Below are 15,938 nucleotides of genomic sequence, written 5' to 3'. Positions count from 1 at the left end.
ACGGCCAAACGCACGTCCGAACGACCCGGTCCCCCAGGATGAGTACTACTCATCTTGTGGATGCAGGTTTTGCGGGATGACTTGGATGGGATGAGGTTGACCGACGATCGATCCGGCTAGATGCGCTGCTACCTGGAGAGATTCATCAGCTCCAGGCGGTCCGAGTAGCGCTGAGCCCGATGCGTCCACATGGCATCCGTGTTACGTCAGCAAAAAAATAGGTGTACCTCCGTCTTGACCGGAGGGCCTCGTTCAGGAGTTACACCGAACGTTTTACAGTCCCGCTCGTGATCCGCCGGACAGGCCCTATGAGGGTCCCACCCGTTCCCAGTCCGTCACGGGGCCGGGGTTGGTGTGGTCCACAGGGGTGACCCAGAAGGCTTTGCCCAGCTCGGCGCTGAACTGGGCGCCGGTCCGGCCGTCCCCCGAGGAGCGGCCGGTGAGGCGGCGGCCGATCCATGGGAGCAGGTGCTGCCGGGCGAAGCGGGCGTCCGCCACGCGGCGGGCGGCCCAGCCCGGCGGCGGGGTGGCCGGCATCGGCATGTGCCACTCGGTGTCCTCGGGGTCGTGGCCGAGGGTCTGCCAGACGGCCTCGGCGACCCGGCGGTGCCCCTCCGGCGTCAGGTGCAGCCGGTCGACGTCCCACATGCGGGGGTCGCCGAGCGACGCGGCGCCGTACAGGTCGACGACGAGCGCGCCGTGCCGCTCCGCCAGCTCCTCGACGCACCCGAACAGCTCCTCCATGCGCGGCCGGAACCGCTCCAGGACGGGCCCCTGCCGGCCCGGGCTGCGCATCAGGACCAGCTGTTTGCAGGCCGGGGCGAGCTGCTCCACGGCCTCCGTCAGCAGGCCCTTGACCCGGCCCATGTCGCACTTGGGGCGCAGGGTGTCGTTGAGGCCGCCGACCAGGGTGATGACGTCGGCGCCCATGGCCGCCGCCACCGGCACCTGCTCGTCGACGATCTGCCCGATGAGCTTGCCGCGCACGGCCAGGTTGGCGTACCGGAAGCCGGGCGTGCGGGCGGCCATCCGCGCGGCGAGGAGGTCCGCCCAGCCCCGGTAGGAGCCGTCGGGCAGCAGGTCCGACATGCCTTCGGTGAAGGAATCGCCGATCGCGACCAGGCTGGTGTGTGTGGGGTTCGTCTGCATGGCGACATAGATGGTAGCCCGAGTCCCATACCCAGCGGTCGGTCACCTCCTGCCGCAGCCACCTCCTGCCGCAGTCACCTCTTGTCGGCGGACACCTCTTGTCGGCGGACACCTCTGAACCGTCCAAGCCCGTCGTTGTCCGCCCGCGACCTCAGGCCGGCTGCCCGAACAGCTCCCGCAGCACGTCCTCCATGGTCACCAGGCCGGCCAGCCGCCCGTCGGAGCCGAGTACGGCCGCCACATGCGTACGGCTGCCGCGCATCGCGGTGAGGACGTCGTCCAGCGGTGTCGCCTCCCGCACCCGCGCGATGGATCGCATGTCCTGCGGCCGGAACGGCACGTCCTGCGGCGAGGCGTCGAGAGCGTCCTTGACATGCAGGTAGCCGACGATCCGGCGCCCTTCGTCCACCACCGGGAAACGGGAGAATCCGGACTCGGCCGCCAGGCGCTCCAGCCCCTCAGGGGTGATGCCCACGCGCGCGTGGACGACCCGCTCCAGCGGCAGGACGACGTCGCGCACCGGGCGCCGGCCCAGCTCCAGGGCGTCGTGCAGCCGCTCCTGGGCGCGGTCGTCGATGAGGCCCGCCTCGCCGGCGTCCCGCACGATCTGGGCCAGCTGGGCGTCCGAGAAGGCCGCGGCGACCTCGTCCTTCGTCTCGATCCGCAGCAGCTTCAGCAGACCATTCGCGAAGGCGTTGATCGCGAAGATCACCGGGCGCAGCGTCCGCGCCAGGGTGACCAGCGGCGGGCCCAGCAGCAGAGCGCTGCGCACCGGCTCGGCGAGCGCGATGTTCTTCGGCACCATCTCGCCGAGCAGCATGTGCAGATAGGTGGCGAGGGCCAGCGCGATCACGAAGGACACGGCGTGTCCGGCGCTCTCGGGCACGCCCACCGCGTGGAACACCGGCTCCAGCAGGTGCGCGATGGCCGGTTCGGCGACCACACCGAGGATCAGCGTGCACAGCGTGATGCCGAGCTGCGCCGCCGCCATCAGCGCGGACACGTGCTGCAGTCCCCACAGCACGCTCTTGGCGCGCCGGTCGCCCTGATCGGCGTAGGGCTCGATCTGGGAGCGGCGGACGGAGATCAGCGCGAACTCGGCGCCGACGAAGAACGCGTTGACGACGAGGGTCGCCAGGGCGATCAGCAGCTGGACGGCGGTCACTTCCCGGCCTCCTGTTCAAGACTTCCGGACGACGCGGCGGGCGGCGCGTGCAGCAGCACGCGCGCGGCGCGGCGACCGGAGGCGTCCACGACGTCCATGCGCCAGCCGGCGACCTCGACGGTGTCGCCCGCGGCCGGTATCCGGCCCAGCTCGGCGGCGACGAGACCGGCGAGCGTCTCGTACGGACCCTCCGGGGCGTGCAGGCCCACGCGTGCGAGCTGGTCGGTGCGGGCGGCGCCGTCGGCCGAGTACAGGGCGCGGCCGTCGTCGTCCGTCCCGGCGGGCGCCAGGTCGGGCGTCTCGTGCGGGTCGTGCTCGTCACGGACCTCGCCGACGACCTCCTCGACGATGTCCTCCAGCGTCGCCACGCCCGCCGTGCCGCCGTACTCGTCGATGACGACGGCCATCGTCCGCTTGCCGGACAGCCGGTCCAGCAGCCGGTCCACGGTCAGCGACTCGGGTACGAGCAGGGGCTCGCGCATGATCTCCGAGACGGGCACGCGCACGCGGCGCTCCGCCGGGATCGCCAGCGCGTCCTTGATGTGCGCGGTGCCGACCACCGCGTCGAGGCTGCCGCGGTACACGGGGAACCGGGACAGGCCCGTCGCCCGGGTCGCGTTCGCCACGTCCTCGCAGGTCGCCGCGGCGTCCAGGGCGATGACCTGGACGCGCGGCGTCATCACGTTCTCCGCGGTCAGGTCGGCGAGGTTCAGCGTGCGCACGAACAGCTCCGCGGTGTCCGCCTCCAGGGCGCCCTCCCTGGCGGAGTGCCGGGCCAGGGCCGCGAGTTCCTGGGGGCCGCGCGCGGCGGCGAGTTCCTCGGTGGGCTCCAGTCCGAAGCGGCGCACGACGTGGTTCGCGGTGTTGTTGAGGTGGCTGATGAACGGGCGGAAGGCGGCGCTGAACCAGCGCTGCGCGTTGCCCACGGTCTTGGCGACCGCCAGCGGGGAGGAGATCGCCCAGTTCTTCGGCACGAGTTCGCCGACGACCATCAGGAACACCGTCGACAGGGCCGTGCCCAGCACCAGGGCGACGGAACTCGACCTGGTGGCCGACAGGCCGAGCGACTCCAGCGGCCCGGCGATCAGCTTGGCGATCGACGGCTCGGACAGCATGCCGACCACCAGGTTGGTGACGGTGATGCCGAGCTGGGCGCCGGAGAGCTGGAAGGTGAGGTTCCGTACGGCCTTGAGGGCCCCGGCCGCGCCGCGCTCGCCGCGCTCCACCGCCCGCTCCAGTTCGCTGCGCTCGACCGTGGTCAGCGAGAACTCGGCGGCGACGAAGGCGCCGCACGCGAACGACAGCAGAATCGCCACCAGGAGCAGCAGCACTTCGGTCATCGGGTCACCTCCGTCCCAGGATCGGACAGGGCGGGAAGGAACGCGCGATGTCGCGTGCGGGTACTGGGAGGCTCGCCCATGGGCGGACGCTCACACCTTTCACAAGTCGTCAGGGTGCCGTACGGACCCGTACGGTCCCCCAATGGTAAAGGGTCGGCAAAGGGATCTGGTCAGTCGGTGAGCGGTTTCACCCAGCGCCGCCATTTCTCCTCCGGCGCATACCCCGCCGCGCGCCAGGCATGATGCGCCGTCTCGTTGCCGGTGAGCACCATCGCGTCCCCGCGCCGCCCGCCCAGCCGTACGAACCGCTCCTCGGCGGCGGCCAGCAGCGCCGAGCCGATGCCCCTCCGGCGCCACTGCGGGTGCACCGCCAGCCGGTACAGATGGCACCGCCACCCGTCGAACCCGGCGATCACCGTCCCCACCAGCCCGCCGTTCTGCTCGGCGAGGATCAACGCCTCCGGGTCCCGGGCGACCAGCCGCTCCACCCCGCTCGGGTCGTCACTGATGCTCGTGCCCTCGGCGGCGGCCTTCCAGAAGGCGAGGACGGTGTCCAGGTCGTCGGGCGTCGCGGCCCGTATCCGCAGATCAGACATGCGGCGATCCCATCACGGGCGGCGCACCCCGTCGCGGAATTCCAGAATCCGGACGGTCACCGGCCCGCGCGGCCCGGCGACGACCGGAGCGAAGGCCTCCCTGCGCGGCCGCCCCTCCGGCGTCCGCCGCAGCAGCTCCAACTCCTCGACCGTTGCGCCGCAGATGATCGACCCGCTCGCCCAAAGAGCAGCCCCACGGCAGCCCGGCCGCCTCGTGTCGGTGGCCCCGGCGAATGTGGCACGCCAGTCGTCGGCGGGCGCGGGGGTGATCTGGTGTCGGCGCCGAAACGGAACAGACGCGGCATGAACTCTCCTCAGCCGCGAGCGACTTGAGTCCGCGCCGGGATTCCACCCCGTCCGTCACTCGTGCGCGATCGCCGCCAACACGTTCATCCGGGAGGCACGCAACGCCGGCAGCAGCGCCGCCACGACACCGACGACCGCCGAGCCCACGACGACCGCGACGATCGTGCCCCACGGGATCGCGAGCGCCTTCATGCCCTGCAACTCCAGCACCTGCTGTATGCACACGCCCCACACCAGGCCGAGCGCCAGCCCCAGCACCGCGCCGAACACCGCGATCACCACCGACTCCAGCCGGATCATCCGGCGCAACTGCCGCCGGGCCAGCCCGATGGCGCGCAGCAGCCCGATCTCCCGGGTGCGCTCCACCACCGACAGCGCCAGCGTGTTGACCACGCCGAGCACCGCGATGACGATCGCGAGCCCGAGCAGCGCGTACACCAGGTACAGCAGGACGGCGATCTGGTCATGCACCAGCTTCTTGTAGTCCGCCTGGTCACGTGCCTGCACCTGCGGATACGCGTCGAGCGTCGTGTCCAGTCGGGGGCGCAGCCGGTCGGCCGTCGTGCCGGATTTCGCGTTCACGTACAGCGCGGAGTCCTGCCCGCCCGGCACATACTTCTCGACGGTCGCGATCCCGAAGAACAGGCCGCCCTGCGTCCCGAACCCCTCGGCGGAGTCCTGGTCGGTGAGCGCGCCGACCTTCAGCGACGTCGTCCGGTCGCCGGGGAACTCCACCGGCAGCACGGTGCCGAGCCGCACCCCGTGGTCCTTGGCGAAGTCGACGTCCATGCCGATGGCGCCGGCGGCCAGCGCGCCCGCCGAGTCCCCCTGCGCGTAGGTGACATGCGCGACGTCGTCGATCCGGTCGTCGTAACCGCTGGCGGTCGTCTTGAGCCGCTTGCCGTCGGGCAGCCGTACGGCGACCGGCGCGAACCGCTGCCGTACGACGAGGCCGACGCCCTCGGTGCCGCGTACGGCGTCCGTGACCTCGCTGGAGAACGGGGTGAACTTGGCGTTCTGGATGACGAAGTCGGCGCCCAGCGTCCGGTCGATCTGCTGGTCGAAGGACTTGGACATGGAGGCGCTCGCCACCGACATCCCGCCCACCAGGGCGAGGCCCACCATCAACGCGGCGGCCGTGGCGCCCGTACGGCGTGGATTGCGCAGCGCGTTGCGCTGGCTCATCCGGCCGACGGAACCGAACAGCGCCGGGAAGGCGCCGCCGAGGACACGGATCACCGGACGCACCAGGAGCGGGCCCGCGACGACCGTGGCGATGAGCGTGAGGACCACGCCCAGGCCCAGCAGGGAGGCCGCCGACGCCGTCCTCGAGGAGGACACGCAGCCCACGAGCGCGGCCACGCCGAGCGCCCCGACGACCGCGCCGACCGCCGCGCGCACCTTCAGCGGCCGGCCCACCCCGGCGACGTCCGCGTCCGCCAGCGCCGCCATGGGCGACACGGTCCCGGCGCGCCGGGCCGGCAGGTAGGCCGCCACGAAGGTGACGCCGACGCCGACCACGTACGCCGCCACCGGGGTCGCCCAGCCGACGACCATCTCCGTGGTCTTCAGGTTCATGCCGAACGCACTCATCAGCTTGATCAGCCCGGCCGCGAGGCCGATGCCGGCGGCGAGACCGAGCGTCGAGCCGACGACGCCGAGCAGCACCGCCTCGGTGAGCACCGAGCGCCGCACCTGACGCCGGTCGGCGCCCAGGGCGCGCAGCAGGCCCAGCTCACGGGTGCGCTGGGCGATCAGCATCGAGAACGTGTTGACGATCAGGAACACGCCGACCAGGACGGCGATCCCGGCGAAGCCGAGCATCACGTACTTGATGACGTCGAGGAACCCGCCCAGGGCTTGTGCCGACGACTTGGCCTGCTCGTCGGCGGTCCTCACGTCGTAGGGCCCGGCGCCGACCGCTGCGGCGACGCGCTGCTTGAGGACCGTGTCGTTCACGCCGCCGGCGGCGTCGACGGAGATGCTCGTGGCCCTGTCCGCCGAGCCCAGGAGCTTCGTGGCGGCCGTCCCGGGGTCGAGGAAGACCAGGGCCGCGCCCGGGTTGGTGGTAGTGAAGGTGGCGATGCCGACGATCTCCACTTTGAACGAGCCCGGCTGGGCCATCACGGTGAGCGTGTTGCCGATCTTCACATGCTTCTTGTCGGCGGTGTCGGCGTCCAGCATGGCCTCGCCGGCGCCGTGCGGGGCGTGGCCGTCGGTCAGCTTCACGGGGCTGCGGTCGGTGAGGTACCAGTCGGTGGCGATGGTCGGCGCGCCCGTGGTGGGTCCGACGGACTTGTTCCCGCTGTCGACGACCGTGATGTTCTCCACGCTCACGTCCGGGTGGGCCGACGCGACCCCGTTCACGCGGGCCAGCTGCCCGGCGAGGGAGGCGGGCAGGGTCTGGACCGCGCCGGTCGGCACGGAGGAGCTCAGGTCGTCCTTGGGCTTGACCGTCACATCCGCCGCGGTGGAGGCGAAGAGCCGGTCGAAGGTGCGCGTCACGGTGTCGGAGAAGATCAGGCTGCCCGCGACGAACGCCACCGACAGGACGACGGCGAGCGCGGACAGCAGCAGCCGACCCTTGTGCGCGAGAAAGCTTCGCAGTGTCGCCTTCAGCACGGGGTCAGTCCTCCTCGGGGGCGCCGTCGACCAGCGCGCGGCTGACGTCGAGACCGGGGGTCCGGGGGGCGGCCCCGGAGAAAAGGCGCATTCGCTCCAGTACCGCCTCCGCCGTGGGTTGTTCCATCTCGTCCACGATGCGCCCGTCCGCGAGGAAGAGCACCAGGTCGGAGTGGGCGGCGGCGCCCGGGTCATGGGTGACCATGACGACACTCTGGCCGAGGTCGTCCACGGCCTGGCGCAGAAAGGCGAGCACCTCCAGGCCCGCCCGCGAGTCCAGGTTGCCGGTCGGCTCGTCGGCGAAGATCAGCTCGGGCCGGGAGGCGAGCGCCCGGGCGCAGGCCACGCGCTGCTGCTGGCCCCCGGACAGCTGCGAGGGCCGGTGTTTGAGCCGGTCCCGCAGGCCCAGCGTGTCGATCACCTGGTCCAGCCACTTCTGGTCCGGCTTCTGCCCGGCGATGTCCATGGGCAGGGTGATGTTCTCGGCCGCGTTGAGCGTCGGGATCAGGTTGAACGACTGGAACATGAACCCGATCCGGTCCCGCCGCAGCCGGGTCAGCTCCCGCTCCTTCAGCCCCGTGATCTCGGTGTCGCCGAGCCACACCTGACCGGCCGAGACGGTGTCGAGGCCGGCCAGACAGTGCATCAGGGTGGACTTCCCCGAGCCGGACGGGCCCATGACGGCGGTGAAACGGCCGCGCGCGATGTCCACGTCCACCGAGTCCAGAGCGAGCACCGTGGTCTCGCCCGAGCCGTACGCCTTGGTCAGACCGCGGGCGCGGGCCGCGATCCGGTCGGCCAGGGCCAGGCCGGGGGCATGCTCCGCAGCAGGTGTGGACAAGGCTTCCTCCTCGCTCGCGTGGACGGGCCGACTACGCGCCGGTATCCCTCCTGGCCGAGCGTAGTGTGACCCGGCGCACACCGCGCATTCCTTTTCGATTCCCGGCCGCCCTTGCCGCTGCTAGCATCACGGCGCTAGCGTCGAGGTATGGCGAAGACCCAGCTGAACGTACGCGTCGACGAGGGCACGGCCCGGGCCGCCCGCGAGCGCGCCACGGCGCGCGGCATGAGCGTCAACCGCTACATAGAAGAGCTGGTCAGACAGGACGCCGGGGAAATCGGTCATACGTTCGTCGAGGCGGCCAGTGACTTCATGAAGCAGTACGAGGCCGTCTTCGTGGAGGAGTTCGGCGCGGAGCGCGAAGGCGGCGGCACCCGTGGCGCGGGTACGCACGAGGCCGGTACGCGTGAGGCCGGTACGCGCGAAGGTCGCCGCTGATCCCTTGAGCGACCTTCGTATCGACCTCGCCTGGCTCCTCATGCTCGCCGAACAGAACACCCCGGGGGACCCCCAGGTCACCGACTGGGGGGCACTGGTCGCGGCCGTGGCACGCCACCAGGCCGAGATATTCGACGTCCCCGTCTACGACGACCCGCAGGCCCGCGCCGCGGCCCTGCTCCAACTCCTCATCCACGTCCCCGCGTTGGAGCGCTCCAACGCCCTGTTCGCCTGCGCCGTCGCATACGCCTATCTCGTCGCCAGCGGCCTGAAGGTCGCCACCTCGCCCGAACAGGTCCGCGACCTGGCCCGGCTGGTGAAGGACGGGCAGACGTCGGTGTCCGACATCGCGCAGGAACTGCGCCAGTGGAGCCTGTGAGGCCTCAGTCGGGCGCGTCGGGCCGACGGGCGGTACCGGTCACGCAGTAGGAGAACGGCAGCCGCAACCCCTTCTCCGGCAGCAACAGCCGTCCGTAAGGGCCGAGTTCGAATCCGGCCTCGCCCAGTGCGCCGACCGCGTCACGGGTGAGCCGGCAGCCGCCGGCCAGATGCGGCCACACCGTACGGTCCAGCGCGCGCTGGGTGAACCGCATCGCCCGGCCGCCGCCCGGCCCGTGTTCGAGGAACCGCACCTCGCCGCCGGGCCGCAGCACCCGCCGCAGCTCGGCCAGGGCGCGTGGCACGTCCCGCACGCTGCACAGCACCAGCGAGAGCACCGCCGCGTCGAAGGCCTCGCTCTTGACCGGCAGGGCCTCGGCGACGCCCGGCACGACGTCGACCGGGACCTCGGCGCGCAGGGCGGCCTCCAGCGCCGCCTGCCGCATCCCGCGCTCGGGTTCGATCGCGACGACCTCCGAGACGGCGCCGGGATAGTGCGCGAAGTTGAGCCCGTTGCCCGCGCCGATCTCGATGACCCGGCCGGAGAGTCCGGCGAGCAGCCGGTCGCGCACACCGGCGAGACCGGCCCGGGTCTCGGCGGCCGCGCCCAGCCGGGCGTAGCAGCGGGCGAACAGCGGATGGTGGACGGGATCACCGAGCACCTTGCCGGAACCGGAACCGGAACCGGAACCGGAACCGGAACCGGAGCCGGAACCGGTGGAGCACAGTCGCATGGCGACCTCCCGGGCAGGACGGGCCTACCTGGATTCTCCCCCGCGCGGGCCCGTCGCACCCCCGCTGTTCCGTCGCGTGCGGCTACTGGACGAAGTCGCGCACCCGTTCGTACACGCCGTGGTCGTTGTTCATGTCGTCGTGCGAGATGCACCCGACGCCGACGTTGGTGGCCCCGCTCAGCAGCGCCGAGGAGTCCGGGTCGACGGCGGCGTCGCAGTTCGACCAGTAGGTCGCGTAGTTCACGCTGCCCGGGGTCTCGTCACCGGAGTTGAGCGCGGTGACGAAAGAGCTGCCGGTGACCATCTCGGCGCAGGAGGTGTACAGCCAGCTGCACCACGCGGCGACCGACGTGCCGTGGTTGGTGCCGGCGACGGAGACGAAGTCGTCCACGTACGCCGTCCCGCCGAGGTTCTTGAGGTAGTAGCGGGAGCTGAGCGCGCCCATGGAGTGGACGACGACGTCGACCTTGCTCGCGCCGGTTCTCGCCAGCACGTTCTTGATCTCGGTGGCCAGCTGCGAGGCGGTGGTGGCGTTCGACTGGGACCAGCTGTAGGTCCACGCGTCGAGCTCGGAGGCCGCGTAGCCGTCGGCCTTGAAGTCGGCGACCCAGTCGTCCCAGCTGCTCGACGAGCTGCTGATGCCGTGCACGAAGACGATCGGGTCGTGGGTCGCCGCGTGGGCTGTGGGGGCGGAGAAGGACAGTGACAGCAGGAGCGAAGAGACCACGGCCGAGAGAGCCGCGGCGATGCGACGCTTGGGGCGCTGCATGATGCCTCCTGAAACGGGTGGGGTTGCCAGGAGTGTCCGGCGGGTCTACGCGCGCCGCATCGGTGAAATCGCCGGTCTTTACGGTTCAAGTAACCCGCCAGTAACGTCAGTTGTGTGGTGACACCGGTGAACCCCCCACCTCTTGACCGCACTTCGCCACCGCCGCCCCCGGACGCGGGTCCGCACCCGGCCTCGGCGCTGCCGGACGGCGTCCGCGTGCGCGTGCTGCGGCTCGTATACGGCGATCCGCGCGCCGCCGCCGAACTCGCGGCGCGGCTGACCGAACGGCAACGGGCCGGCCTCGACCCGCTGCCGACCGAACCCGCCGAGCTCGCTCCGGCCCTGCTGCGGGGCTACCGCCGGGAGCTCCGCGCCCTGCCGGAGGACACCCGGCTGCTGCTTCTGCTGGCCGCCGCCGACCAGTACCCGGTGGCCACCCACGCCTTCCTGCGGGCCGTGGCCGCCGCCCGCCTCGACACCCGGCCCCTGGAGGCGGCCGAGACGGCCGGTCTCGCCTACGCCACGGCCGGCGGCGTCGGCTTCCGCGACGCCTGGACCCGGATCGCCGCCTACGAGACGGCCGTTCCGGCCGACCGGCGCGACGTCCACCGACTGCTCGCCCGCGTTCTGCACGGGCCGGCGGAGACGCCCCGGCGGTCCTGGCACCGGGGCGCGGGCGCGCTCGGCCCCAGCGCGCGGCTCGCCGCGGAACTGACGGCGGCGGCCGCCCAGGCACGTGCCGCCGCGGAGCCGGCCCTCTCGGGCGCCCTCGCCGAACGCGCCGCCGCGCTCTGCGCGGACCCCCGCGAACAGTCCCGCCTCCTCGCCGACGCGGCGACCGACGCCTGGCACTCGGGCGACGGCGACCGCTCCCGCACCCTTGCCGCCCGCACACACTCGGGCGCCCTCACCGGCATCCTCGCCCTGCGCACGGGCAACGCGACGGAGGCCTTCGACGCCCTGCTGGCCGGCGCGGCGCGCACGCGGCGCGCCGGCGACGCCGTCCCGCCGGCGCCCCTCGCCCCCGCCTCCCACCTCCTCGCCCGCGCCGCCGAAGCCGCCGTCTACACCGGTGACCTGCGTCGATGTCGTGAAGTGGTGGCGGTCGCCAGGGAGCTGGGCGTGGACCCGCCGGGTGTGTCGGGCGGGATCGCCGCGGCCGTCGACGGGCGGTACGACGATGCGCGCGTTCTGCTGGAGGCGACCGCGGGACGGTGCGGGCCCGGCGGTGACCCCACCCTTCTCGTCCACGCGGGCATCGCCGCGCTGATGCTCGGCGACCACCCCCGCGCCGCCACCGCCACCGTCCGCGCGGCCGCCGCCGCCCGCGCCCGGCGCCTCACCACGGCCGTGTCCCAGGCCATGGAGTTCCGCGCCTACGCCGAGTTCTGGACCGGCCGCCCGCGGGCCGCCGAGACCGCCGCGCTGGACGCCCTGCGGCAGGCGTACGCCACCGGACAGGACAACGGCGCCTGCCATCTCCAGGCCGCCCTGGCGATGTTCGCCGCGCTCACCGGCGACGGCGACCTGTGCCGGGAGCGAGCCGCGGCCGCCCGCTCGTACGCCCTCGCCCACGGGCTGGGCCTGCCCGCCGCCCTCGCCCAGTGGGCCCTCGCCTACCTCGACCTCGGCTCCGGCCGCTACGACGCCGCCGCGACCCGGCTGCGCGCCCTCGCCGCCTCCGGCCCGGGCCACGGACACCGGGCCATCCGCCACCTCGCCACCCCGCACTATGTCGAGGCCGCCGCCCGCACCGGCGACACCCGCGTCGCCCGTGCCGCGCACGCCGACTACGACCGCTGGGCCCGTGCCGTCGGCAGCCCCGACGACCTCGCCCTCAGCGCCCGCTGCCGGGCCCTGCTCAGCCCGGGCGCCGACGCCCTCGACCACTACCGCACAGCCCTCGACCTGCACGCCGAAGGCGCCCGCGCCGTCGAACGCGCCCGCACGGAGCTGCTGTTCGGCAGTGCCCTGCGCAGACTGCGCCGGCGCACCGAGGCCCGCGACCGGCTGCACAGCGCCCTGGCGGCGTTCGACTCCTTCGGCGCCCCGCACTGCGCGGAGGCCGCCCGCGCCGAACTCCGCGCACTCGGCGCGCCCGCGGCCGCGCCGGCCGGTGGCGCCCGACGCCCGACGACCGACCTGACCGCGCAGCAACTACTGGTCGCCCGCATGGCCGCCGACGGCGCCACGAACCGCGAGATCGCCGCCCGCCTCGCCCTCAGCCCCCGCACCATCGACCACCATCTGCGCGGCGTCTTCACCCGCCTCGGCATCCGCTCCCGCATCGAACTCGTACGGCTGCTCGCGGACGCCGACGACAGACCCTAAGCGCCGAAACCGGTTCCCGTCCGGAACGTCTGCGCCTCCCACGTCCCGTCCAGGCGCGGCGCCAGCCAACCGGGCGCCGCGGTACGGAAGTCGGCTGGCGCGAGCGCACCCGATCCGGCCGGGAGCGCGCCCAACAGGGGCGCCCCGGCCACCTCCGGCAGGTCCGCCACGTTGCAACGGGACGCCAGGTCGGGGGAGTCGGGCCAGCTGCCGATCACGACGCCCAGCAACTCCACGCCTCGCGAGCGCAGTTCACGGGCCGTCAGTTCCGTGGTGTTCAGCGTGCCGAGCCCCGCCGACGCCACCACCAGCACCGGCGCCCGCAGCGCCTGCGCCGCGTCGGCCAGCGTCCCGCCCGCCTCGTCGAACCGTACGAGCAGACCGCCCGCGCCCTCGACGAGCACCAGGTCGTGGTCCGTCGCCAGCTTCTGGGCCGCTTCCACCACCTGGTACGGCCGCACCGGCGCGAGGCCCGCCCGGCGTGCCGCCGTCGCCGGGGCCAACGGCTCGGGATAGCGGGCGAGTTCGGCCGCCGTGAGCGCTCCCGCGAGCCGCGCGACCTCGTGGGCGTCCCCGGGCTCGTCCGGCCCGACGCCGGTCTGCGCGGCCTTCAGCACGGCCACCGAGCGCCCCGCCGCCAGCGCCGACGCGGCGATCGCGGCCGTCGTGACGGTCTTGCCGACCTCCGTGCCCGTCCCCGTGATCACCAGGATCGGCATGTTCATCCCTCCCGCGCCGCGGCGCACACCGCGCGCGCGATCCGAGCCACGTCCACGTCACCGGTGACGTAGGGCGGCATCGTGTAGACCAGATCGCGGAACGGGCGCAGCCAGACGCCCTCCCGCACGGCCGCCGCCGTGGCCGCCTTCATGTCCACCGCGTGGTCGAGCTGGACGACTCCGATGGCGCCGAGGACACGGACGTCCCGGACGCCCGGGATGTCGAGGGCGGGGGCCAGCCCGTCCCGCAGTCCGGTCTCGATCCGCTTGACCTCCGCGAGCCAGTCCTGTCCGAGCAGCAGTTCGATGGAGGCGCAGGCGACGGCGGCCGCGAGCGGATTGCCCATGAACGTCGGCCCGTGCGCCAGCACCGGCACCTCGCCCCGCGAGATCCCGTCGGCCACCCGGGAGGTGCACAGGGTCGCCGCCATCGTCATATAGCCGCCGGTCAGCGCCTTGCCGACGCACATCACGTCCGGGGTCACCGCCGCGTGCCCCGCCGCGAACAGCGCGCCGGTGCGCCCGAACCCGGTCGCGATCTCGTCGAACACCAGCAGCACGTCGTGCGCGTCGCACGCCTCGCGCAGCACCCGCAGATACGCGGGGGAGTGGAACCGCATCCCGCCCGCGCCCTGCACCACCGGCTCCACGATCACCGCGGCCAGTTCGTCGGCGTGCCGCTCGATCGCCGCACGCAGCTGCTCCGCGTACGACTCCTCGTACTCGACCGGCGGCGGGTCCACGAACACCTGCCGGGGCAGGACCCCGGTCCACAGGTCGTGCATCCCGCCCTCGGGGTCGCACACGGACATCGGCTGCCAGGTGTCGCCGTGGTAGCCCCCGCGCCAGGTCAGCAGCCGCTGCTTGCCCGGGCGGCCCAGCGAACGCCAGTACTGCAGGCACATCTTCACCGCGACCTCGACCGACACCGAACCGGAGTCGGCGAGGAAGACATGCTCCAGACCGTCGGGCGACATGTCGACAAGGAGCTTCGCGAGCCGTACCGCGGGCTCGTGGGTCAGCCCGCCGAACATCACATGGCTCATCCGCCCGAGCTGTTCGCGCGCGGCCTCGTTCAGCACGGGGTGGTTGTAGCCGTGGATCGCCGACCACCAGGACGACATGCCGTCGACCAGCTCACCCGAGCCGTCCGCGAGGCGCAGCCGCACCCCGCTCGCCGACGCGACGACGAGCGGGTCCACCCGGCCGGGCATCGGACCGTAGGGATGCCACACATGCCGCCGGTCGAGTTCGAGCAGTTCGGAGACGGGCAGCTCAGGCATTGGGCGCGAGGTCGGTACCGGCGCCGCGGCGGCGCACGGCGACCAGGTCGGTACGCGGCTCGCTCACCGCGGGAGCCTCAGCGACGGCAGCGCCACCGCACACGCCGCCGCCCTCGTGGGATCCGCAGCCCGCGCTCTCGTGCGCACCGCAGCCGCCGCCCTCGTGGGACCCGCAGTCACCGCCCGCCGTCACCCGGTGCTCGGGCAGCGTGACCTCGCCCGCGCCCTCCACCTCGAACCCGGCGTCCGCGATCATCTCCAGGTCGGCCTTGCCGGCCTGGCCCTCGGTCGTGAGGTAGTCGCCGAGGAAGATCGAGTTGGCCAGGTGCAGGGCCAGCGGCTGCATGGTGCGCAGATGGACCTCGCGGCCGCCCGCGATGCGCACCTCGACGTCCGGGCAGACGAACCGGACCATCGCCAGGATCCGCAGACACCGCTGCGGGGTGAGGTTCCACTCCTTGGCCAGCGGGGTGCCCTCGACCGGGATGAGGAAGTTGACCGGCACCGAGTCGGGGTCCAGCGCGCGCAGCGAGAACACCACGTCGACGAGGTCCTCGTCGCTCTCGCCCATGCCGGCGATCAGACCCGAGCAGGCCGACAGGCCGGCCGCGTGCGCCTTGTTGACCGTGTCCACCCGATCGGCGTACGTGTGCGTGGTCGTGATGTCCCCGTACGTCGACTCGGAGGTGTTCAGGTTGTGGTTGTAGGCGTCCGCGCCCGCCTCGCGCAGCCGCTCGGCCTGGCCGTCGGAGAGCAGGCCCAGACAGGCGCACACCTCGACGCCCTCGTTCTCTTCCTTGATCGCCTTGATGGTGCCGGCCACCCGGTCGACGTCCCGGTCCGTCGGACCGCGCCCGGACGCCACCAGACAGACCCGCTTGGCCCCGCCCGCGAGCCCCGCCGCGGCGGCCCGGGAGGCCTCGTCGGGCTTGAGCCAGGTGTACTTCAGGATCCCGGCCGTGGAGCCGAGCCGCTGCGAGCAGTACGAGCAGTCCTCGGGGCACAGGCCCGACTTGAGGTTGACGAGATAGTTGAGCTTCACCCGTCGCCCGAACCAGTGCCGGCGCACCTTCCCGGCCGCGGCCACCACGTCCAGCACGTCGTCGTCGGAAGTGGCGAGGACGGCCAGAGCTTCCTCGCGGGTCGGCAGCTCGCGCCGAAGCCCCTTGTCCACCAGCGTGTTCAGCAGGTCCATGAGAGCCGATCCTGTCCTACGCACCCGCTTCGGGCCAAGGTAGGGATCGCACAACACACCCGCTTCGACGTG

The 15,938-nt window shown here is 72.6% G+C and carries 14 protein-coding genes; 3 read left to right on the top strand and 11 right to left on the bottom strand.

Annotation, left to right across the window (positions count from 1 at the left end; translation table 11 throughout):
• Nucleotides 1-306 precede the first annotated feature (306 nt).
• The 6 genes from ACIBTS_RS12590 to ACIBTS_RS12565 form a co-directional block, all read right to left on the bottom strand.
• Nucleotides 307-1,149, bottom strand: a complete 843-nt coding sequence (locus tag ACIBTS_RS12590; protein WP_399318829.1) for an SGNH/GDSL hydrolase family protein — start codon at nucleotides 1,147-1,149, stop codon at nucleotides 307-309.
• A 151-nt stretch (nucleotides 1,150-1,300) separates the two neighbouring features.
• The gene (locus ACIBTS_RS12585; protein ID WP_399318827.1) at nucleotides 1,301-2,314 is read right to left on the bottom strand and encodes a hemolysin family protein; all 1,014 of its coding nucleotides are present in this window, start codon (nucleotides 2,312-2,314) and stop codon (nucleotides 1,301-1,303) included.
• Nucleotides 2,311-3,654 carry a hemolysin family protein gene (locus ACIBTS_RS12580; RefSeq protein ID WP_399318826.1) on the bottom strand — a complete coding sequence of 448 codons (1,344 nt, stop codon included), beginning with the start codon at nucleotides 3,652-3,654 and terminating at the stop codon, nucleotides 2,311-2,313. The genes ACIBTS_RS12585 and ACIBTS_RS12580 overlap by 4 nt, the downstream gene beginning before the upstream one ends.
• 170 nt (nucleotides 3,655-3,824) lie before the next feature.
• Entirely contained in the window at nucleotides 3,825-4,250 is a 426-nt protein-coding gene (locus ACIBTS_RS12575; protein ID WP_399318824.1) for a GNAT family N-acetyltransferase, read from the bottom strand.
• Nucleotides 4,251-4,610: 360 nt separating this feature from the next.
• Entirely contained in the window at nucleotides 4,611-7,178 is a 2,568-nt protein-coding gene (locus ACIBTS_RS12570) for an ABC transporter permease (protein ID WP_399318823.1), read from the bottom strand.
• Nucleotides 7,179-7,182: 4 nt separating this feature from the next.
• Nucleotides 7,183-8,019, bottom strand: coding sequence for an ABC transporter ATP-binding protein (locus ACIBTS_RS12565; RefSeq protein ID WP_399318821.1), 837 nt, complete (start codon nucleotides 8,017-8,019; stop codon nucleotides 7,183-7,185).
• A 147-nt stretch (nucleotides 8,020-8,166) separates the two neighbouring features.
• Here ACIBTS_RS12565 and ACIBTS_RS12560 point away from each other — a divergent pair, with 147 nt between their 5' ends.
• Both ACIBTS_RS12560 and ACIBTS_RS12555 read left to right on the top strand, forming a co-directional pair.
• Nucleotides 8,167-8,457, top strand: a complete 291-nt coding sequence (locus tag ACIBTS_RS12560; RefSeq protein WP_399318819.1) for an antitoxin — start codon at nucleotides 8,167-8,169, stop codon at nucleotides 8,455-8,457.
• A gap of 4 nt (nucleotides 8,458-8,461) precedes the next feature.
• On the top strand, nucleotides 8,462-8,836 hold the full coding sequence (locus ACIBTS_RS12555; RefSeq protein WP_319670548.1) for a fic family toxin-antitoxin system, toxin component: 375 nt from the start codon (nucleotides 8,462-8,464) through the stop codon (nucleotides 8,834-8,836).
• 4 nt (nucleotides 8,837-8,840) lie between these two features.
• Here ACIBTS_RS12555 and ACIBTS_RS12550 read toward each other — a convergent pair whose 3' ends face one another.
• Nucleotides 8,841-9,569, bottom strand: coding sequence for a class I SAM-dependent methyltransferase (locus ACIBTS_RS12550; protein WP_399318817.1), 729 nt, complete (start codon nucleotides 9,567-9,569; stop codon nucleotides 8,841-8,843).
• An 82-nt stretch (nucleotides 9,570-9,651) separates the two neighbouring features.
• On the bottom strand, nucleotides 9,652-10,338 hold the full coding sequence (locus tag ACIBTS_RS12545; RefSeq protein WP_399318815.1) for an esterase/lipase family protein: 687 nt from the start codon (nucleotides 10,336-10,338) through the stop codon (nucleotides 9,652-9,654).
• Nucleotides 10,339-10,452: 114 nt separating this feature from the next.
• Here ACIBTS_RS12545 and ACIBTS_RS12540 point away from each other — a divergent pair, with 114 nt between their 5' ends.
• Nucleotides 10,453-12,669 carry a LuxR C-terminal-related transcriptional regulator gene (locus ACIBTS_RS12540; protein WP_399318814.1) on the top strand — a complete coding sequence of 739 codons (2,217 nt, stop codon included), beginning with the start codon at nucleotides 10,453-10,455 and terminating at the stop codon, nucleotides 12,667-12,669.
• Here the strand turns inward: ACIBTS_RS12540 and bioD are convergent.
• The 3 genes from bioD to bioB are packed head-to-tail and all read right to left on the bottom strand — an operon-like array spanning nucleotide 12,666 to nucleotide 15,866.
• On the bottom strand, nucleotides 12,666-13,388 hold the full coding sequence (gene bioD, locus ACIBTS_RS12535; RefSeq protein WP_399318812.1) for a dethiobiotin synthase: 723 nt from the start codon (nucleotides 13,386-13,388) through the stop codon (nucleotides 12,666-12,668). The two genes, ACIBTS_RS12540 and bioD, sit on opposite strands and share 4 nt — an antisense overlap.
• 2 nt (nucleotides 13,389-13,390) lie before the next feature.
• Complete coding sequence (locus ACIBTS_RS12530; RefSeq protein ID WP_399318810.1) at nucleotides 13,391-14,671, bottom strand: adenosylmethionine--8-amino-7-oxononanoate transaminase; 1,281 nt, start codon at nucleotides 14,669-14,671, stop codon at nucleotides 13,391-13,393.
• On the bottom strand, nucleotides 14,664-15,866 hold the full coding sequence (gene bioB, locus ACIBTS_RS12525) for a biotin synthase BioB (protein ID WP_399318808.1): 1,203 nt from the start codon (nucleotides 15,864-15,866) through the stop codon (nucleotides 14,664-14,666). The genes ACIBTS_RS12530 and bioB overlap by 8 nt, the downstream gene beginning before the upstream one ends.
• Between the last annotated feature and the right edge of the window lie 72 nt (nucleotides 15,867-15,938).

It is taken from the genome of Streptomyces sp. NPDC050121 (genome assembly GCF_044460385.1).
GTDB lineage: Bacteria > Actinomycetota > Actinomycetes > Streptomycetales > Streptomycetaceae > Streptomyces > Streptomyces soliscabiei.
Note: the sequence above shows the minus strand (reverse complement) of the source record. Positions and strands in the feature narration are given on the sequence as shown.

Coding starts and splice junctions, on each gene's coding strand:
- ACIBTS_RS12590 (WP_399318829.1), bottom strand. CDS start 1,149: ATGCAGACGAACCCCACACACACCAGCCTGGTCGCGATCGGCGATTCC.
- ACIBTS_RS12580 (WP_399318826.1), bottom strand. CDS start 3,654: ATGACCGAAGTGCTGCTGCTCCTGGTGGCGATTCTGCTGTCGTTCGCG.
- ACIBTS_RS12575 (WP_399318824.1), bottom strand. CDS start 4,250: ATGTCTGATCTGCGGATACGGGCCGCGACGCCCGACGACCTGGACACC.
- ACIBTS_RS12560 (WP_399318819.1), top strand. CDS start 8,167: ATGGCGAAGACCCAGCTGAACGTACGCGTCGACGAGGGCACGGCCCGG.
- ACIBTS_RS12550 (WP_399318817.1), bottom strand. CDS start 9,569: ATGCGACTGTGCTCCACCGGTTCCGGCTCCGGTTCCGGTTCCGGTTCC.
- ACIBTS_RS12545 (WP_399318815.1), bottom strand. CDS start 10,338: ATGCAGCGCCCCAAGCGTCGCATCGCCGCGGCTCTCTCGGCCGTGGTC.
- bioD (WP_399318812.1), bottom strand. CDS start 13,388: ATGCCGATCCTGGTGATCACGGGGACGGGCACGGAGGTCGGCAAGACC.
- ACIBTS_RS12530 (WP_399318810.1), bottom strand. CDS start 14,671: ATGCCTGAGCTGCCCGTCTCCGAACTGCTCGAACTCGACCGGCGGCAT.
- bioB (WP_399318808.1), bottom strand. CDS start 15,866: ATGGACCTGCTGAACACGCTGGTGGACAAGGGGCTTCGGCGCGAGCTG.